General features: G+C 72.3%; 4 protein-coding genes. All 4 read right to left on the minus strand.

Features of this window, described 5'->3' with window-relative positions; all coding sequences use genetic code 11:
* Positions 1–27: 27 nt before the first annotated feature.
* Positions 28–20073, minus strand: coding sequence for a hypothetical protein (locus tag ACFU7Y_RS17360; RefSeq protein WP_380768587.1), 20046 nt, complete (start codon positions 20071–20073; stop codon positions 28–30).
* Positions 20074–20180: 107 nt separating this feature from the next.
* Positions 20181–20480 carry a hypothetical protein gene (locus ACFU7Y_RS17365; RefSeq protein WP_224278880.1) on the minus strand — a complete coding sequence of 100 codons (300 nt, stop codon included), beginning with the start codon at positions 20478–20480 and terminating at the stop codon, positions 20181–20183.
* Positions 20473–20922 (minus strand): YbaB/EbfC family nucleoid-associated protein, encoded by a 450-nt coding sequence (locus tag ACFU7Y_RS17370; RefSeq protein ID WP_224278878.1) that lies wholly within the window; start codon positions 20920–20922, stop codon positions 20473–20475. The genes ACFU7Y_RS17365 and ACFU7Y_RS17370 overlap by 8 nt, the downstream gene beginning before the upstream one ends.
* A gap of 170 nt (positions 20923–21092) precedes the next feature.
* On the minus strand, positions 21093–21281 hold a 189-nt coding region (locus tag ACFU7Y_RS17375), incomplete at its 5' end, for a hypothetical protein (RefSeq protein WP_380768590.1).

A 21281-nucleotide genomic window follows, 5' to 3' on the forward strand; every position in this document is an offset into this window, starting at 1 on the left:
CCTCCGGCCGGGGCCCGTCCCGTTCTCCTACGGGAGCCCGCCGTACACCTCCAGGCAGCGCCTGAGGACGGTCCGCAGCTGCTCCGGGCTCGCATTGGTGATCCACTCCCTGACCGCGGGCGTGGCCCCCTTCGGGAGTGCCTTCCGGAGTGCCGTCCGGATCTCTTCGATGAACATCGCACCGACCTCCTCGATCGGGTGCTGCGCGCTGAGCGGGCCGGGCCCGACCTTCGCCAGGAGGTCGGACGCCGCGGTGACGCCGAGGGCCGTCAGCCCCTCCGGGAAGTCGGCCACGGCCTGCCGGCAGGCTTCGGCGGCCCGGTTCTGGTAGTCGGCGGCCGCGTCCTCCGCCTCCATCAGCCTCGGTTCCACCAGGTCCCACACCTCGGGGATCCGCGCCTTGAACTCCCTGAACTCGCGCAGGTAGGGCAGGGTCCGTTGGGCCAGCTGGAGGCCGGTCATGGTGGCGACGGGTCCCAGCCGGTCCAGGGCGGCCTCCACGCGGAGCCGCTCGTGCGGGTGGGAATCGTGCCGGAACCCCGCGGAGTCCGGGTCGTCCACGAGGTAGAACTCGACGGCGCTGCGGATTGTCAGGACGTCATCGGCACTGAACCGGCCGGGGAACGGGACCGGGGTGGTGGCGCCCGGTGCCGCGTAGGTGGTGTCCTCCGGCCTGGGATCGGTGACGAACGCCCGACCGTAGTTCCGCTCGTACGCCTCCTCGAACCGCAGGCCGCGGGTCCAGCCCTTGGACTGCTTGAGGTTCGGTATCCCGTCCCCTTCGTTCCGGTGTGGGCTGATGTCGATCGAGATGACCTTGATCCCGGCGAAGGCGAGCTCGTCCATGACGCCGCTGCGCATGCCGACCGCGCCGACGATGTTGTACTCGTCCGCGAGGTACCTCAGGAGGGCGAGTTCCTTGCGCCGGTTTCCGACCGACGGCCAGTTCCAGTAGTTCTGCAGGGCCGGCCCGGACCACTCCGCCGGCTCCTCGCCCATCACGACGACCCGGAAGCGGCCGTTGGCCGCTTCCTGCACCTGCTCGATGATCTGGCGGACTCCCTCCAGCCCGGTGTCGAGCGCCGGCGCGTTGGCGCCGGCACGGTTGCTGTGGCCGCTGTCCCGGTACGTCACGATCACGTAGTTCTGCCCCGGCTCGAAGCGCCCCAGTGCCGGATTCTCCAGGTCCTGCTGGAAGGCCTCCGCCTCCTCCTCGGTGTAGTGCCCGTAGGCATCGCCGAGTTCCGCGATGCGGGCCGCCCGCAGCGAGAGCTCCCCGCCCTCCTCGCCCCGGCCGCGATAGCGGCTCACGTCAGCCTGAATCTCCGTCAGTTTCCTTACCATGAGGGCGAGTTGGTCATTGGTCGACGGGAACCTGCGCTGCCTCGGCAGGATCCTGTCGGTCAGCCTCATGTGGTCGCCGACGACACTCCTCGTCAGTCGCGTCGCGATGTCCTCCGAGGCCGCCGTCTCGTTCCGCCAGGACTGGCCGGTGGGAAGCCTCGTTTCCGTCGTGTAGTGGATCCTGCGCCCCTGGGTGAAGAGGTCGTCGTGCAGGTTGATGATCCCCTCAACCTGCCTCCTGGTCGACTCGCTGACGTTCCACACCAGCAACGCGCGGTCCGGGTGGGCGATCAGGGCGGCGCGCATGTGGTACATGTCACCGGAGTTCTCCGCCCTGATGGTGTAGGTGTTCGCTCCGAGTCGGGTCAGCGCCTCCCCCGACACGTGGTCGTTCGACATCGTCACCCACAGATGGGTCTCGGACGTGACCCGGCCCGCCTCCTGGAGGAGGGGTGCCTCGGCGCCGTCGGCCTCGGCAGGGACCTCCAGGATCCGGGTGGTCGGTTCCGCCTCGTCCGTGCGGATGGTGACGGGCCTTTCGCCTCCGTCCGGCCGCACGAGCCTCAGTGAGCCGTCCTCGTGCAGGCGGAGGGTCAGCAACGCGTCATGACCGTCCGGTCGGGTGACGGCCACGGTGGCGTCGGTGCCGGCAGGGCGCTCGCGCAACCGGGCCGTCAGCGCCGTGAGGGCGTCCGCCCCGGTCCCGTAGTCGTAGGCCAGCCGCCTCAGGTTCGCCGCCCTGACCGCGTTCTCCGCCGCCGTCTCCTGCTCCGTCTTCGGTCCGGGCATCGTCTGCGGTTCCGGCTCCGGCTGGAGCAGGGCCCAGGCGCGCCTCCGCTGGACCTGCCACGTCGGAGGCCCCACCGGCGGGGCGGCGGGCGCCACGTCCTGCTCGACGACCGGCGCGGCACCGTGACCGGCGACCGGTACCACGACCGGCGCCGGGTCCTCCACCACCGGCTCGGCATCGTGGTCCGCCTGCTCCTCGACCACCGGCGCGACGTCCTCCTCGTCGAGCAGCCGCACCGGGGCGGGCTGGTTCGGGTCGATCGGGTCGTCCTCGGTGGCGAGGGGCACCCGCTCCTGGCCTTCGTGGAGGAGTTCCTGGCCGAGCGCGGTGGTGCGGACCTGGTCCTCCTCGACGTGCAGGCGCAGCCAGTCGCCGGGGCCGTCGACCAGGGGGCGTCCGTCGGCGGTGAAGCCGACGGTGCGGGCCACCACGGCCCGGGGGTCGTTGCCGACGGTGAGGTAGACCGAGCCGTTGCCGGCGAAGGCCACCAGGTCGGTGAGGCGGGCCAGGTTCTCGCTGAGCGGCTGCCCGCCGAGGGCGGCCTCGGCCCGGCGAGCGGCGAGCTGCTCGTGCAGGGCCTGCACGGTCCTGCCCGCGAAGGAGCCCGCCCCGCCGACCGCGCTGTTGCAGGACAGGAACCGCAGCGGCTCGCCCTGCCACTGGCCGCCCTCGGCGAGCCGCAGCAGCGCCCCCGCGAACTGCTCCGGGGTCACCTCCTCGCCGTGCAGGAGCGGGGCGCCGTCCTCCGGCCGGCCGTGGAAGACCATGGTGAAGTACGGGTCGTCGTGCGGGAGCACGCGCAGTGCCTCCACCAGGTCGTGGTAGGCGGGCGTGTCGCGTTCGTTAGGGTCGGCCAGCAGGTGCACCCTGTCGCCGGCGCCCGCCAGCGGGGTGGCGAGCAGGTCGGCGACGGCGTCGGAGACGGAGTTGCGATGGGTCGTCTCGCCTTCGGGGTGCAGGGCGGTGAAGAGCACCCGCTGGTGGCCGGCCGAGGTCAGTTCGGTGGTCTCGCCGATCGGCACCTCCATCTCGATCGGGACGAGGCCCTTCTCGGTGAGGGTCCGGTCGCCGTCGCGGAAGGTGACCTCGACCTCGGCGTAGCCGGTGTAGCGGGCGGTCGGTTCGGGGAACTTGGCCCCGGCGACGATCTTGCCGGAGGCCCCGGTGGACGGCCCCTCGCGCCACCGCTTGCCGCCTCCGACGGTGAGCAGGCCGGTGAGGTCGACGCCGCCGTCCAGTCCGGCCTTGGCCCCGCCCTGGACCTGGAGGTTCCACTGGCCCCAGTCCAGTCGGGTGTGCCGTCCGCCGCCGCCGCTGTCGTTGGCGGGGCTGATCGCGGCGGCCGTGTTGTCGCGCTGGTACTCCAGTTGGACGATCGAGACGGTGGCCGTCACGTCGGCGTCGTCGACGAGGAAACGCTTGCCGACCGACGGGGTGGTGATGCTCCGGCCGCCCGGTGCCAGGACGTCGCGGTCCGGCCCGTCCTCGAAGTGCTGGACGTCCCGTCCCCGGGAGACCGAGCCGAACAGCGCGGACAGCTGGGCGTGGCTGTGGGTGTTGCGGGCGACGGACTCCAGCCAGGACCAGGTGCCCTTCTTGAAGAAGCGCGGCCCGAACACGGTGAGCAGGTCCCGCACGCCGGAGGTGTCGTCGATCCAGCGCAGGATCCCGACGTCCCGCACGCCCTCCCGGAACAGGGACTCGGGCGGCCTGCGCAGCACCCTCGTGCCGACCTCCTCGGGCGGGCGCAGTGACGGGAACCCGGTCTTCGGGGCGCCGTAGCGCGACGGCACGACGGCCTCGTCGCGGCCGGTCTCCATCAGCACGTCGGCGTGGATGGTGGCCTCGACGAGCGTGCGCCGGTAGCGGCCGAGGCCGGTCAGCTGGTCGCCGATCCGGGTGAGGCTCCGGTTGACCTTGCCGAGCACCGACCGGTCGTCGTCCGAGGGCCGGGGTACGCGGTCGGGGCGGATGGCGTCGGCCGGGTGCAGCAGGACGACCGGCTCGTGCTCGAAGCGGATCTTCAGCACCACCGCGGCCTGGTGGGCCACCGCGGCCACCTTGCTCTTGATCGCGGTGCCGCTGCTGCTGGAGTCGTTGCCGTGCTCCAGCCGGTCCACGCCCTTGGCGTAGGTGAAGGTGGGGCCGCCCACCGGTCCGACCCCGGTGCCCGCCGGGTCGCCGGTGACGTAGAGGCCGCCGGTGAACGCGTGACCGCTGCCGCCGCCGGTGTTGGTCCCGCCGTCGGAGCTGGTGAGCGAGGTCTGGTGGCTGTTCCCGATGTTGAACTCGACCTGCGGCGGCCGCCCGGTCGGGGTCAACTGGACCACCTCGGCGGTGATCACCGCCGTGCTCCGGCCGTGCTCCACGACCAGCGGGTGGCCGGCCATCACCGACTTGAGCTGGATCTGCAACCGGTCGAAGTCCAGCCTCGCGGACAGCTTCCGCGCCATGCCCGTCCAGTCCTTGCCCAGGAAGTCGGCGACGGTGTGGCCCCCGTTCCCGAACAGGGTGGCACCCAGACCGAGGACCAGGTCGTGCACCGTTCCGCTGCGGTCCTGGTTCAGGTGGACGGCGGTGATCACGTCGGAGGAGCCGAGCCGGTGGGTCGGCAGCATCCGCGGGACCGCCTCCCGGACGCGCTGGGGCGCGGCCACCACGGCCGACGCCGTGACGGGGGCGGGCGGCGCGATCGCGTGGGACCGCTTGCTCGTCTCGAAGGTGACCGTGAACACGGCGTCCACGTCGGTGAGCCGGGCCGGCTCGACGCTCTTGCCCCGGCTGTTGGTGCCGCCCACCCGGTCGATCGAGATGCCCTTGACGAAGTCCCGGGTGTGCGTGTACTCGCCGGTGAGGTTGACATAGGGCAGCGTGATCCCCGCCCGGGCGCGGATCCGGAGCCGGGTGCGCAGGTCCGCGGTGGTGCCGGTGGTGGTGCGCTGCTGGCTGCCGGACTCGAACTCGAACGAGGCGAGCAGCTCCTCCCGGGGCTGCGGGCGCAGCAGGTCGCCCCCGACCACGACCGTGCCCTTCCAGCCGTCGAACTCCAGGGGCACCCGGATCCGTCCGCCCCGGCTGAGCCGGGACAGCGCGGACTTGAGGCCGTACGCGTCGATCGACCGGGCGAGCAGTGCCTCGACGTTCGCGGGCACCGGCCGTCCGGTGTGCGCCTGGAGCGCGTCCAGGACGGTCCGCAGCACCGCGGTGTCGCCGCGGCCGAGGCTGAGCACCACGTCGGACTGGCCGAGGCGCAGCGGCGGCGCGGCCTGCTCGTCGGCCCGCTGGGGAACGTGCGGCGGCGGCGTGAGGGCCTGCTCGTGCAGCCCCGGCGGCACCACGAAGCCGTGCCGCTCGTTCGGGGCGATCGTGTGCGGCGCCGTGTGCACCTGCTCCAGGCTCAGCTCCGTGGTGAGCAGGACCGGCCCGAAGTCCCGGCCGTTGACCTTCAGCAGCACCTCGAACTCGGCCCGGTACAGCTCCTGCGGGCTGAGGTACTTGCCGTTGGCGTAGCCCTTGTCGGACTCGCCGCTGCGCCAGCCGTCGCGGATCCGCGACTCCAGGGAGGGGACGACGGTGCCCTGGAGGACGTCCTCGAAGGGCTTGCCCGAGGCCTTCAGCACGTTCTCGTGGGTGAACACCGTGCCCTTGCCGGCCAGTTGGAACTGGCCGTTGACGGTGTCGGAGCGCAGGTGGCGGGCCGAGTCGAAGGTGCTGGTCTCGCGGACCGGGTTCAGCTCGGCGGTCGCCTGGCCGCGCAGGTGGGTCATCCGGTGCAGCCGTACGGTCGTGGCGAGGTGCAGGTCCTTCAGCGGGCCCATGGTGACCTCGGGGCCGCGCAGCGCGGAGCCGCGCGACATGCCGACGAGGTGGGCGCTGACCGCGCTGTGCGAGTAGGCCTGGAGGACGTCCTCGCGCACCTCCTTCCAGGCCTTCTCGCCGAGCAGCAGCGCGCCGACGCGGTCGAGTTCGGTGTGCAGCGGGGTGATGTCGCGCAGGTCCCGCACGACGGTGGTATCGGGCAGGCCGGTCCACACCGCGTCCAGCGGGGCCCGTACCAGCGCGCCCGTCTCGTTGGCGGGGGTGAGGGGCGGGGCGGGCCGCTGGGCGACGAACTCGGGCGGGTTCGTGCCCTCCACGACGTGGTCGGCGCCCGTGACCAGGACGGCCTCGTCCTGGTCGATCACGGTCCGGAAGCCGAGCTCCACGCGGGTGGTCGCCTCGGCGGGATGGGGCAGCAACCCGCCGCTCCAGCCGAAGGTTACGGTCAGGTCGGCCGCCCCCTCGAACAGCACCGCCGGCCGCTTGATCTTGGTGCCGTTCCCCAGGTCGGAGCCGGAGCCGTGCAGCCCGACCCCGTCCCGCCCGGCCCTGGCGCCCAGACCGCCGCCGCCGACGAAGTTCCCGTCCGTCTTGTTCGTGACCGAGGACGGCAGCATGTGCCATTCCTTGCTCGTGGTCGTCTGCTCGACGTGCGCGCGGGTGGTGGCGGTGGAGATGTTGATCTCGGTGGTCGGCAGGGTGTGGACCTGCCGCATCCGGGCGACCGACCCGCTGCCGATGGTGATCATCGCGGCCGCCCCGACCAGGCTGTCGTCCACGATGGTCAGCTTCTGCCCGGCCATCGTCCCCTTGAGCTCCTGCTGGAGGGTGCCGAGATCGAGCTCCGTCAGCAGCCGGCGCCGCAGCTCCGGCCAGCGGCTGCCGAAGTAGCGCTCGGCCGCCTCCTCGAAGCCCGCCACGAACTTCCCGATCGGCGGGACGGCGGGCTGCCGCTGGTTGAGGTCCGTCATCTCGACCTCGTTCGCATCGTTCTCCCCCTGGCGCCGCCGGGGAGGTTCGAGCGGCCACACGTCGGTGACGATGTGCGAGCCGGCCAGCCGCCGGTGCTCGGAGACCTCCAGCGGCACCGCGTAGTGCGCCTCGGCGACCGGCGGCAGGTTGGCGGTCTCCCGCTTCGGCACGGCGACGTGGCCGGTGACCGGGAGGTCGATCGGCTGCGGCGTGTGCCACGGGCCGGGCGCGCCGTGGAACTTGGCGTCCAGGAACTCCACGGTCAGCGTGAACGGGGCCTCGAAGAGGTCCGCCAGCTCCACGGTCTTGCCCCGGGCGCTCGTCCGGCTGGCCTCGGCGGAGGTGCTGCCGTTCATCCAGCCGTGCTGGTAGCCGAGGGTCTCGGTGAGGTCCCGGGCGCTGCCCAGCTTCGCCCTGAGCTGCGCGCCCGCGTTGACCTGGGTGAGCCGGTCCTTGGAGACGCCGACCGTGCTCTGCTGCTCCGAGCCGTACTCGAACTCGAAGTTGCGCAGCGTCTTGAGGTGACGGGCCTCCCCCAGGGCGGCGCTGATCCTGATCTGGCCGGACCACCGGCCCGCCTGGAACGGCACCTCCCGCACGTCCCCCCGGGACAGCGCGGACACCGTCGGACGCAGCGTCTCGCTGCCGAACAGGCTCTCCGCGAGCGTCCGCGCGGCCTTCCCGTCCCCGTGCAGCGCCGCGGTGAACCGGCCCACGAGGCTCTCGAAGTGCTGCGCCGGGAGGTTCTCCAGGTGCACCAGCACGTCGTAGGCGGACAGCCCGCGCTCCCGGAGACGGGTGGGCGGGGTCGGAACGAGCGGCTGCTCCGGCGGCGGGACGACGATCGGCGCGGCGACCACGAGGGGCGGCTCGACCACGGTGTCCTCGACGACGGTGTTCTCGGTCACGGTGTTCTCGGTCACCGGGTTCTCGGTCACAGTGTTCTCGGTCACGGTGTTCTCGGTGGCGCCCGGGTTCAGGGCCAGCTCGATCTGCTGGTCCAGCGAGAGGTGGTCGGACTCGTCCTCCGTGTGCTGGGCGGACTCCTCCTGCACCTCGATGTGCGCGGGCTGCTCCTGCACCTCGACGTGGAGCGGCTGTTCCTCCGTCTTCGTCGTCGCGGTCTCCATGAACTCCCGGAAACCTTCGAACAGTTGCTCCTCGGCATCCGTCCGACCGACCTTGTTGGCGGGCTCCGTGCGCTCCGGCTGCGGGCCGTGCCCGAAGAGGTCGCCCAGCAGCTCCACCAGCTCCGGCGCGTTCTCCCGCACCCACTCGGCGCCGTTGTTGCGGGGCAGCCCCGTGGACGGGTCGTTGCCGTGGTTGTGCCCGAGGTACGCGGTGACCAGCTGCGCGAAGAACTCGTGCTCGTTGCGCGCCGAGTAGTTGCCGACCCGGTTGCCCTCCCCGTCGTTCAGTCCGCCGTCGGGCCAGTCCGTGAGGGGCTCCTCACCGAACAGCTCCGCCAGGGCGTCCGCGACGCTCCGCTCCCGGTAGGCCTGCCCGATCAGCTCCTTCTCCGCCTGCGTCAGGCCGAACTCGTGGATCGTGTGGGCGAGTTCGTGGGCGGAGCTGGAGTACCCCTCGGCATACGTCGGGATCCGGCCGATCCGCGTCCTGGCGCCGAGCAGGTTCTCCTCCGTGATCAGGACAGTCGTCGGCCCGCTCGATCCCCGGACCACCGACCAGTCGCGACCGTCGCCCGTGCCGTGCTCGGAGGCCACGAAGCCGGAGACCTCCGTCATCGGGACGTCGCGCGGCACCACGCCGATCCGCACGCCCGACGCCACCACCCGCTCCGCGACCGCCTTGTTCGCCAGCATCCGCGCGACCAGGTTCTCGGCCGTCCTGCGTGCGGCGACCGGCTGGTGGGTCCGGGGATCGACGTCGATGAGCAGCTTCGCCGCCGCCTGCGCGTAGTCCTCCGGCTCCAGTTGACGCAGGCTCTCCTGGAAGGCGCCGTCCTCCACCAGGAGACGCCGCTCCTCCGAGGACAGGTGCTCCAGCGCCTGCACCCGCTCGTGCAGCGGCCCGGGCACCGGCATCCCGCCCCCGCCCAGCCCGATCGGCGTGTGCGCGGCGACGACCTGCCCGTCCTGCCCGGTCGACGCCGGCGGCGGCAGTGTCGACTTGGGCTTCTTGCTGGTCTGGTCTTCGCCCTGCCCACCGTCGTCATCGTCCGGCTGCGACCGCTTCCCGAGGCTCTCCGACCCTCCCGGTCCCCCTGGCCCACCCGGCCCGCCCGTCCCGCCCGGTGCGACGTCCCGCACGAGCGGCCGGAAGTGCCCGTCGGCCAGCCCCAGTTGGATACGTCCCCCGTTCCACGTGCCGTCCAACGGGCTGAGCAGCTTCCATGTGTTCCCGTCGTGCAGGTCGATCTTCACGCCCAGCGCGGAGGCCACGAGGTGCGGGACCATCACGCCCGCGTTCCCGGCCCAACGGCCGTCGGTGCCGACAGTCGTGCGGAGGTACTCATAGGTGGTCCCGAACCTCCCCGCGTACTCCTCGACGAGCTGCCGGTTCGCGTCCATCCAGTTGACGGCCCAGTCACGCAGCGTCCTCGGCTCGCCGGCCGTTCCGAACCAAGCGGACACGGCGTGGTAGAAGTCGTCCCCGTTCCGCGGCACTTCCAGCAGGACGCGGTACTCGCCGAGGTGGCCCATCATCGTCAGGTACGGCTCACGATAGGCGCGGGAGCCCTGCAGAAGGTCGGGCATGTACCCCGGTGTCTCCAGCAGAAGGGTCATCTGCTGGTACCAGGCCAGGCCCGTTCCCGGTTCGATCTCTCCTCGGAACTGCCCGTCGTAGTGCGTCAGGGACGACTCGACGTCCGCCCCGTCCGCGTGGGTCACGAAGTCCGCACGGAGCTTCTCGTACCGACGCTGGAGGTACCGGACGCGGTCGGCCCAGAACGTGTCCTGGTCCACCCGCATCCCCGGGGCCGAATGGCTCAGCCCTTCCCTGACGTCCACGAGGGCCTGGTAGTCGAAGCCCCGCTGGTGGGTGTAGACGCCCGCCGGTTTGCGCCACAGTGCGGATTCCTCCGGCGTGAACGTCAGGTGGCCGTCCCGCTTGGCGTCGTACGGCGTGGCGTGCTGTCCGGACGCGGTGGGCGGTGCGGAGACCTGCACCCGCTCGTAGCCCACCGGATCGCCCCCGAGCGAGGTCTTGCCGGTCATGGTGTCGACGTGCCACCTCGTCATCCGGTTCGCTCCGGTCGCGTCGAACTCCTCCAGGTAGGAGACGTTGTGACCGATCAGGGCGACGGACTCCAGGTTGCCGGAGCGGAATCCGAGGTGGTCCAGCTGGTTGCGACGGTGGAAGTAGTCGTACAGCCGCAGCTGCCCCACCCTGGTGTCCTGCGTCCATGCCGAGACGCTCTCGTCCCTTCCCCGCCAGAACCCGGTGACGTGGTGGATCTGCTCCTTCCCGAGTTCGTGGCGCATCCTCGCGACCAGTTCGTTCCACTTGCCACTCCGGGTGGGATGGGGATCACCCGTGATGATCACCGTGTGGTAGTCGCCCGCGAACTCGCGCAGCAGCTGCCGCATGCCTTCGAAGCTCGTGTCGTGCTCCATCCGGCCGGACACGTCGGACCACTGGGCCGCCTTGCCGCTGAAGCGGGACCAGAGCACGAGAACCTTCGCGTCGACGGGGGGCGGCTGAATGCCCCGGTTCGTCAACCAGACACCGATCTCCGGGTCGAACCGGTCGTTCATGCCCCAGGCGGCGCGGATGGCGTCACGGTGTTCCGCTTCCCTGAACGCGCCGCCGAGGTAGTAGGTGCCGTCCGTGATTCCCCTGACCACCTGCCCCCAGGGCCGTTGCTCCCAGGTCTCCCCCCACTGGTTCTCCGCGATACTGGTGGCTTCGGTCCTCAGCGTCCGCCAGAGGGCACTCTTCTCCATGCTCGACGCGGTCACGACGTGGATGCGGAGGTCGGCGTCGGGAATCCCGGCGGAACGGTAGAACGCCTCGATCTGCGCGGACTTGTCCAGGACCGGGTCGTGGCCGGCCTCCCCGGGTCCCGGCCCGCGCGCGATCAGGACGTGCAGCCGGCTGTTGATGAGCATGGCCGCCGCGATGCCCCACTGGTCGCCGGAAGCGTAGGGAGGATGCATGACGATCCATTCGCCCTCTGCCGGCGGATCGATCCATCCACCGTCCGCCATCAGTGGGGCGACCTCCTGCGGGCCGCCGTCGTGGCCGACGGTGCCGGGCTTGGACACCGGGTCCACCCAGACGTGGTTGCGCTCGTACGATGCCGCCGCGTCGCGGGCCTGCTGCCAGGTCAGGTCGCGCGGGCCGGAGGTCGGCGGGCGCTCCAGGTCGCCGACGACCCTGGAGATCAGCGACAGGTGGCGTTCGCGCAGGCCACCCTGCCGAAGCCCGGACGGGGCGAGGGCGCGGTGGTCGCCGAGCAGGCTGCCCTTGACGTCGGGGCGGTGGGTGAGGTCCTGGGTGCGGTACTCGTCGCGCAGGCCGATCTGGTGGCCCACCTCGTGGGCGTAGTCGATCGGGTCGGCGTCCGGCCGCCACGACTGCTGGTCCATCGGCCGGTCGTGGCCGACCAGGTCGACGGTCAGGTGCGGCTTCTGTCCGGGTTCCACGGGCAGGACGGTGACGTGCATCCGGTCGCCGTTGGTGAGCCGGTAGCCGGGCTTGTTGAGGTACTCCTCCACGCCCTGGACGACCTTGTCCCACACCGCGCCGGTGTCGTGCCCGCCGCCGTCGCGGAAGGCGATCCGCACCGTCAGGTCGGTGACCGGTCCGCCGTGGTCGAAGCGCCGGGCGTCGAAGGAGGACCGGACGACGAAGCGCGGTGTGCGGTCGGTCCCGGGCCGGGGCACCAGGGGCACCAGGGGCTGCGGGTCCGGGGTGCCGTGGCTGACCGTGCGGACCGGGGCGGGGAGCGGCAGCTGTGCGGGGACTTCGAGCCGGCTGGGCCGCGGGGGCGGCACGGGGGCCTCGGAGTCCGTGCCCTGCCGGAACCACGGGCCGGGTCCGAAGTCGGCCTGCATGATCAGGACGTCGTCGAGGGGGGCGACGGAGACCTTGTCCGCGCTGAAGTTCCCGCTCTCGCTCTCCACGCCGAAGCTCAGCACCAGCGGCACGCCGTCCGCGTTGGTGCGCCCGGTGGCGAGGGCCACGTGGCTGAGGTCCTTGCTGGTGATGACGATGTCGCCGGCGCGCGGCAGCGGGCTCTCGGGGTTGCCGGAGTCGTACGAGGTGGGGCCGTGCGGGAGCAGCTTGCCGCGCAGTCGGGCCTCCCAGCCCGGCACGTCGTGGTCGGCGTAGGCGTCCCGGATCCATTCCTTGGACAGCAGGCCGGCGTGGTGGGCCGCCAGCAGGACCGATTCCCAGCAGTTGAGCGTGGTGTCCTCGGCCAGCGGCGGCGCCTCCTCCCGCTTGCCGGTCGCCCAGTCCTGGAAGTGGCTGCCCGTGCCGGCGACCTTCCAGGACATCGTCAGGTCGGGCCTGTCCATGGCGGCCACCAGCCGGTGGCCGCTGTCCGGGGCCGCCAGGTCCAGCCGTCCGGCCAGGTGGTCGGCGACCAGCTTCAGCGTTTCCTCGTGCAGCGTGGTGCGGGCCTCCGCGTCGGCCGGGTTCTCCGTCAGCCGCGCGCGCACGGCCTCGGAGAGCCGGCCCCGCCGGTGCAGGCTCGTGGCGAGGGCCTGGACGTCGTCCGGACGGTTGGCCGCCCCGGGACCGACCTCGTCGCCGATCCGCACACCCAGCCGGTCCGCGTGGGCGGGTCGGAGCGGGCCGCCGAGGAGGTCGGCCGCCGCGTCCACCACGGGCTTCGCCAGGTCGAACACCTGCTTGCGCAGCTTCGGGGGCACGTAGTCGGCGGACCTCGGCCTCCCCTTGACGGGCGCCGGGGCGGCCGATGCCTGCTCCGCGTGCAGGGCGTCCACCGCGGCCCTGGCCGCCGGGTCGAGGGCGCCGAGCTCGGTCAGCCGGTCGGCCAGCGCCTTGACGTCGGCGAGCGTGGTGTGGCCCGGTGCGTTGAGCCCGACGTGGCGGCCGGAGGACATGTGCAGGCCCGGCCAGCCGTCAGGCCCTCCCATCAGTTCGTTGACCCGCGCGAGGACACCGGTGCGCGCCTCGGGGCCGAGGGCGATCGGCGGGACGGCCACGGGAACGGCGACCGGCGCGGCCGGCGCCTCGTGTTGGACGGTGACGTCCGAGGAAGCGACCTCTGGGGAAGCGGCCTCCGAGGACGGCTCCTCGACGACCGACCGCTCCTGCCCGGGCGCCCGGAGGTCGGACCGGTCGGGGGCGTTCCGGGGGGTCAGGGCACCGGCGACCAGGTCGGAGACCTCGTCGCCGCGCTCCCGGACCGGCCGGGCGGCGGCCGTCCTGTCCACGACGGTCAGGGCGCCGGCCTCCGCGGGCCGGTCGGCGGTCTCCTCGGGCCGTGGTTCCGTCCGGCGGCCGAAGGCGTTCTCGTGGGCGCGTTCGTGGCTGCGCCAACCGGCCGCGTCGAGGTGGGCGAGCTTCCACAGTTCGCGGTAGCGGGTGAAGAGCTCGTCGCCGTACTCGCCCTTGTGGTGGTCGGTCAGTTGCTCGTTGAGGGCGTGGCGCGCGGCGATTCCGTCGAAGCCCCCGGCGGCCTCGCGCAGGGCGGGGGCGGCCTCCTGCTCGAAGGCGACGTGCTCGGCCAGCTCCTCGGTGAGTTCGCGGCGGCTCTGCCGCCAGTGCTCGTGGCGCTCGGCGGTGTCCTCGCGCGAGCGGAAGGACTCGTCGAAGGCCCGGGCGACCCGGTCGCCGTGGCCTTCCGTCAGGCGGTCGGCGGTGGGTCCGGACAGCCCGTGCTCGCGGGCGGCCGTCTGGGCCTCGGTGGTGGCCTGCCGGCGGACGGCGAGGCGGGCGGCCTCGTGGGTGAGCCGCTCGGTCAGGGTGGCGGGGTCGGTGAGCCGGTCGAGGGCGCCGCGCAGCCCGGCCGGATCACCGACGCGCTCCGCGGCCGCCCGGTCCAGTTCCCCCGCGAGGTCGCGGAGCACCGTGGCCTTCGCCCGCAGGACGTCGGACTCGTCGCCGCCGAACTTCTCGACGAACTCCTTGCGCGCGCCGTTCCCGGCCCAGGAGTCGGCCGCCTTCTCCGCCTCCTCGACGGCCCGGCGGATCGCGGCCTCGCGGACCGCCTGGACGGCGAACTCGTGCGGCAGCGCCTCCTCGCGTTCGGCCAGCGAGCGGGTGAACAGCTCCACGGCCTCGTCGCGGTCCCGACGCTGGCCGGTCGCCTCGTCGAGTGGACCGACCGCCCGGTCGAAGTCGGCGGTGACGCGCTCGCGCAGCCGGTCCCGGATCGCCTGCAGGCTGCTCGGGGACAGGTCCGGCCGGTCCGTCACCCCGCCCGCCGCGAGCAGTTCCCGGTCGGCCGGGGACAGCCGGTCGTACCAGTCGGTGCCGGCCCGCTCGACCAGCTCCCTGGCCCCGGCGAGGGCGTTCGCCCGGTCGGTGTGCAGGACGAGCTCCGCCCGCACGTGCTCGGTGAGCCGCTGCAGGGCCTGCCCGGCCCGGGCGTTGCCCGCCGCGTCGAGGCTCTCCGCGTCGGCGTAGATCCGGGCGGCCTCCGCCTCCGCGCGCACCGTGAAGTCGTGCCGGACGAGGTCCACGACGGGCTCGGGGATGCGCTCGGGGGTGTGGGCGGTGCCGGTGTCGCCGTGGGTGATCCGCGGGGCGCTCCAGGCGCCCACCGTCCGTTCGAAGTGCTGCACCGCGACCCGGACGGCCGCCTCGCGGACGGAGGCGACCCGCACCAGGCCGTCGAGGTCGCCGAGGATCCGGTCGCGGTCGCCCGGGCGGGCCTCCAGCTCCGTGTACATCATCGCCCGGGCCCGCTTGGTCACCGCCTCGCGCAGGTCCGCCGGTGCGCCCTCGGGGAACCGGTCCGGGGCGTCGAGGGCCTCGCTCAGGCGCCGTTCGGCCTCCTCCTCGCGCCGGTGGCCGCTGCCGTCCGGGTCCAGCCGCAGTTCCTCGGCGGCCTCGGAGAGCTTCGTCTCGTACCTGTCCTGGAGGTCCCGCTGGGTCTGCCGCCACCGCTCCGCGCGCTCGCCGTCCGCTTCGGCGCGGATGTGCGCCGGGGCCTCGGTGTAGTGGTACGCCGACCCCGTGCCGTCGCCGTCGCCGTGCGGGGTGGTCGGGGTGGTCGGGTGCGCGGGCGGGTCGGCGAAGGCCAGCGCCCCGGGGAGCTGCCGGTTCGGGTCCAGCTCCTCCTTGGTCGCCGCCCGTCCGTAGCCCTCGGGCGGCGCGCCGTCGTGCCCGTTCGGTCCGAGGTGCGCGCCGAGCGGGACGGGGGCCGGCCGCGGGTCCTCCTGGGTCGGCCGCCGGAACTCCAGGAACTCGCCGCCCGGGACCAGCACCGGCCGGCCCGCCGGATCGTAGCCGACGTGGGAGGCGACCACGAGGTGCCCGGGACCCTCCACCACGGAGCCGGCCTCGACCTTCGGGACGAAGAAGACCTTCCCGTTCGCGGCGATCGCCGTGGTGCCCAGGCCCTTCTCGCCGAGCAGGCGCATCACCTCGGTCACGTAGTGGCCCTGCACGCCGCCGGCGAGGTCGCAGACGACGAAGTTCAGCGCGTCCGTGCCGTTCCAGATCCCGCGGTCGGCCAGCTCGGTCAGGGTGCGGGCCATCTCCTCCGGGGTGATCGGAGATCCGGCCCGGGTGGGCTGCCCGTCCGCCCCGCCGTGGACGGCCACGGTGAAGGTGTTCTCCCGCACCGGGAACCGCGAGAACGCCTCGGCCAGGTGCCAGCGCTGGGAGGCGTCCAGCTTCACGTCGCCCATCCAGCGGCCCGACACGGTGCTGCCGAAGTCCCCGAACGGCTCGCCGTGCTCCCTCCGGTCCAGGTAGTCGCGCAGCTCCTCCCGGAGGACCTCGTACGACGGCTGTTCCGTCATGGCGTGGTCGATCATGGTCCTGGCGCGCTGTGAGGAGGCCTCGGGCGTCTCGGCCGCGGCCCGGTGCTCGTACGCCGCCACGAGTGCGTCGGTCAGGGATCCTTCCTGGCCCCTCTTCTCGGCCCGGAGGGCGTCGCGGAAGGCCGTTTCCAGCTCGGTGCGCAGCGCCTGCGGCACCGTCCGGTCACCGGTCCGGTTGTAGTGGTCGGCGAGGGTTCCGGTGAGGATGTCCCGGAGCTGGCGGTCGGTGATGGTGAAGTGGCCGTCCGGCAGCTCGACCTGGCGCACCGCGCCCTCGACCCACTGGGCGTCCGCCTCCAGGATCTTGAGCGACTTGAACTGCGCGAAGCCGTCGAAGGCCTCGTTCTTCAGGAGCTCGCCCAGCTTGACCCCGGACTGCCCCACGGGGCCGTCCTCGGAGAGCGGCAGCAGGTGGAACTTGTCCAGCCATTCCCGCCGGCGGTTCACCATCTCCGTGGGCGCCCCCACGAGCTGCCTCCAGAGCGTGCGCTCCTTCGGGTTGGCGATGGCGTTCACGATCCGGCTGACGGACGAGGTGTTGATCTGCTGGTGCATGGCCAGGGCCTCCACCACCGGGGAGTCCAGGTCGGACCGGCTGCGCAGGTACTCCTGCACGTAGTGCTGGGCCGCCACCAGCGACTGCGCGCCCTGCACGTAGTCGATCATCAGTACCTTGCGGCCCCGCAGCACGTCCGCCGTCAGCGAGCCGAGCTCCGTGTCGAACGCCATCTTGAGGTGGTCGAGCTGCCGCTCGCTCGGGACCGGGTTGGGCCGCCCCAGATCGCTGACCAGGCCCCATCCGGCCACCGCCATCGGATCCTGCGGCCTGGGCCGGAAGCTCGACAGCGGCATCGACATCGCGCCGTGGTCCGACTCGTGCAGGTACGCCACCACACCGGCCGGGCTGCGCCCCAGGCCCAGGTAGTAGTACTCCGTCGGCGGGTACTCCTCGACCACCCGCCTGGCGGTCCGCTCGACCGCCTCCATCGCCTCCACGTGCTCCCTGCGCCGCTCGTACGAGGCGAAGCGGTACACGTCGGCCAGGAACTCGTCCTGCTGGCCGTGCCGGTAGTCGGTGCGCGGGGCGTCCTCCAGGAAGCGCTGCACCAGCGTCGCCAGGTCCCCCTTGACCAGCGGGCGACCGCCCTCCTTGAGCCAGTCCTCGATCGCCTTGGCACCGTGCCGTTCGCCGTCCACGGTGATCCGGTCGTACGGAACCGGGCGGTTGACGAAGGTGCCGCCGTCCTCCGTCCACCGGGTCATCCGGAGGACGTCTGACTCCGGCTCCGCCTCGCCGAAGCGCGCGGTGCCCGGGATCGGCTCCGCGACCCGGCCGGAGGTGTAGTGCTCCGGCGGCTTCGAGCCGCGCACGGTCATGATCAGCCCGCCGTCCACGGAGGGCGAGTGGACGAACTCGACCCAGTTGCCGCGGCCCTGCAGCACCGGCCGGCCGGCCGCGTCGAAGCCGACGTTCTCGGCGACGACCAGGTGGCCGGTTCCGGGGCCCGTCCGCGCCGTCGTCGAGCCGTCGAACCCGGGCACCACCCAGACCGGTCCGTCCGCCGCGACCGCCTTCAGGTGCCTCAGGTTCGGGTCCTTCCAGACCTGCTCCATCACCTCCGCGACGTAGTCGGTGTGGCTCGTCCCGGCCAGGCCGCACGCGACGAAGTCGATCGTCGTCCGCCCGTCCAGCTGCCCGTTGCGGGCCAGCGCGCCGATGGCGCCGGCGAGCTTGTCCGCGCTCAGCACCTCGCCCTGGTGGACGGGCAGGCCCTCGGCATCGGTGTGCATCACCAGGGCGTAGCGCGAGGAGTCCAGGGGGCGCAGGTCCAGGGCCTTCAGGGCCTCGGCGGAGGGCGGGTCGCCGACCACCCAGCCGCTTCGGTCGTCGGCGCCGGTCAGGCGCCGGCCGTACGTCGTGGCGTCGCCGAAGTCCTCGGCGGACAGCGGGTGCTGGATGGGGGCTTCCTGCTCGACGTGGTGGGTGGTCCGCTGGTGGCCCCCCGGCTGCTCCTGGTGGACACCCTGCTGCTGCGACGGCTCCGGGTGCCCGCCGGTCGTCGGCACGTGGACCGGCGTCTCCGTCCCGGGAGGCGTGGTGTGCGAGGGCGCCGGCGCCGTCGCGGCGGTCGACTCCGACGTCTGCTGCGCCGTGTGCTCGGGCGTGTGCCCGGGCTCCTCCTTCGGGCCGCCGACCGTCGTGCTCCGCTTCGGCGGCTCCGGCGTGGACGTGTCCGAGGAGGACTTCGACGACGCGGACGGCGCCTTCGCCTCGTCCCCGCCGGTCACCTTCACCGGGGTGCTCGGCGACGGCTTCGCGGACTTGTCCCCGGACGGCGCGGCCGAGCCGTCGGAGTCCAGCTTCAGGTGTTCCGGCCGGGTGCCCTCCGGCAGTCCCGCCCCGTGCACGGTGCCCCCGGCCCCGGCCCCTTCCGGGCGCGAGACCCACAGCGAGGTCGGGTGGCCCATCAGGGTGGACACCACGGCCAGCGGGAAGCGCGCGTAGTTGGGGAGGTTGATGTCCGCGAGCTTCAGCCGCAGCGGGCCGCCGGCGATGTGCCCGAGGTGGCCGAGCGCCCCCATCGCGACGCCGCCGTAGAAGCTCTCGACGCTGACGGTGAAGGTGTGGTCCTCGCCGAAGGTCAGGTTGTAGGCCCCCTCGCTGAGGACGTTCTGGACGCCCCCCTTCAGGTAGTTGCCGACCCCCTCGCCGAGCCGGTACAGGAACTGCCCGGCGGTCTGCGGGTGGAGGCCGTCCATCAGGCCCACCGCGCGCTCCGCGAGGTCCTGGGTGGCCCGGATGGTCTCCGAGAGGTGCTGCTGCTCCGCCCGGAGGAAGCCCAGGTCCCTCGTTCCGCTCTCCAGCGCGTCGCCGCTGAGGTGCTTCAGCTCGTTCTGCATCTGGCCGATGTTCTTGAGGACGCCCTTCAGGTCGGCCTTGAGCGCGCCGATCTCGACCCCTCCGGCGCTCTCGGCCAGCGTCTTCACGAGCTTGTTGAAGGTTCCGAGATCGATGGCGTGCCGGGCGCCCTCGCTGGCGAGCCGCGCGGCCACCAGCCGTCCGGCGGCGTTCGAGAGCTCCTTGTCGACGCCCAGGTGGACGAGGTGCTGCTCGAACGCCTCCCCCATCTGCTGGGTGAGCTTCTCGACCTTGCTGAGCTTCTGCGCGACGTTCTCGACGGCCTCCTTGCCGGCGCCCTTGAAGGCGCTCTCCGCGCCCTCCTTGGCGACGTTGTTCCTGACACCGTCGGCGAGCTCCTTGAGGGCGTTGTTCCGGACCGTCTTCCCGACATCCTTCGTGACGGTCTTGCCCAGGTCCTTGGCGAGGTTCTCCCGGACCTGGGCGATGGCCTCCCGGACGGTGAGGTTGGTCTCGTTCTTCCGCAGGAGGGCGACGACCTCCTTCAGCTCGGCGCCGCTCAGCGACTTGAGCTCGTTCTCCGACAGCTTCTTGAACTCGGAGCCGGCCAGCGCCTTGAGGTCGGCCTGGAGTTCCTTGCTGAGTCCCTTGCCGAGGATCCGCCCGAACAGCTTGCCGATGCCGAAGGTGAGCAGCTCCAGCGGACCGGTGAGCAGGCCGTTGATCGCGCCCATCTCGATGGCCTGGATGAAGGACTCCTTCTCCCAGCTGTCCTTGTGGCCCTTGCCGATCTGGATGCCCTGGATGATCCCGTCCATCACCGCGGCGGTGGTGATGGAAAGGAACTCGTGCAGCAGGAGCTGCTTGAACAGCCAGATGAAGATCTGCTTGATGATCGCGCCCGCGGTCTCGTACGCCGCGAAGATCGCCGCGACCGAGCCGCCGAAGGTGATCGGCAGCATGGCGATCGCCCAGGCGATCTGGGCCACCAGCTGGATGAGCTGGGCGATGATCATCCACTTGGCGTACTCGACCTGGTTGGCCACCTTGTGGGCGAAGTCCCCGAGCTGCTTCGCCATCACGCCGGCCGAGGTCACGTAGTCGGTGCCGCCGGTGCCGCCGATGAGCGGCAGCACCCGCTGGTAGAACCGGTCGGCCGCCTCGCCCGCGAACTCGTCGTTGTCGTGGACGGTGGTCAGCAACCGCCGTAGCCAGTCGCGGAGTTCGGGGATCTCCGCGGCGATGGCCAGGTAGTCGTCCCCGGCCGTGCGCAGCCGGTCCTCGTCGGCCTCCGGCCACTTCATGCCGGTCACGATGCTGAAGAACTTCGCCAAGCCCGGCGGCAGCATGATCGACACTGGGGCGCACTCCTGGCGTTCGGGGAGCTCGGGCGGCGCACGGCCGCGGGCGGGAGCCGGTGGGGACGGGAAGCCGGGGACGGGAGCGGGGAGGCCGGGCGGGCCCGTCAGGCGTGGCGCCTGGCGTCCTCGTCCGCGTTGTGCAGGATCAGGGAGGTCCGCCGGCCCTTGAGGCCGAGCTTCTCCACCTCGGTGCTCACCGTCGCGAACAGCTTGACCAGGTCGACGGTCGCGCTGTCCACGTTCTCGTGGTACGTCTTGCCGATCTCGTCGTTCCCGGCCGACTCCTTGTTGAAGGTGTTGATCTCGTCGCACCGGCGGCCGATGTCGTCGAGGATGTCCGAGAGCGGCGCGAACTTCTTGAACTTGGCGTCCAAGTCCGCGCCCACGTTCAGCTGCTCAGCCACGGAACTCCTCCTGCCGGTCGCGCTTGCGCCGCTCCTCCGCGGCTTCCGCCTCGGCGTAGCCGGGGCGCATCTCCCGCAGCGGCGCGAAGAGTTCGTCCAGTTCGGAGCCGCCGGTCATCGAGGCCCGGAGGGTCTCGCCCAGGCCGCTGAACGATCCCATCGTCTCGACCAGCCGCTCGCCGAGGTCGGCCCGGGCGGTGTTCAGCACGTCGGCGATCACCGTCCCGAGCTGCGCCGGAGCCATCGTCCGGTACCCGGTGGTGTGGAAGACCAGGGACACCACCTGGCCCTGCGCGCCCACCGTGGCGGTGACCATCCGGTCCTTGCTGGTCGCCGAGGCGGTGGCCGCCTGCAGCTCCTTGGCCGCCTCGGCCATCCTGACCTGCTGTTCCGCCAGGGCCGCCATGGCCTGGTCGATCTGCTCGGCGTACGAGAACGTCATCCGCCCGCGTCTCCCGTCTCTTCCCGGTGTCCCCGCGGTGCGTCCCGGGCCCGGGGTCCGGCCCGGGACGCACCCGCTCGTGGGGTCGTACGGTTCTCTCTACGGCCGGGGCGCGGCCCGCGGTTCGACGCCGGGCCGGATCGGCCGGTCCCGGCTCGGCGGTCGGTCCGTCAGCGGCCGATGACGCCCGTCACCGCGCCCGAGTCGGTGCCCCAGACCTCCTCGTCCTCGGACAGCCAGGTGGTGCGCTGCCGCTCCTTCTCGCCCTGGCCGGGCGCGCCGGCCCCGGCGCCGGCGCCTGCTCCCATCGGCGGCATCATCGGACCGCCCATGCCGCCGGTGGTGGGGATGCCCCGGCC

The organism is Kitasatospora sp. NPDC057542 (genome assembly GCF_042801945.1).
Taxonomy (GTDB): Bacteria; Actinomycetota; Actinomycetes; order Streptomycetales; family Streptomycetaceae; genus Kitasatospora.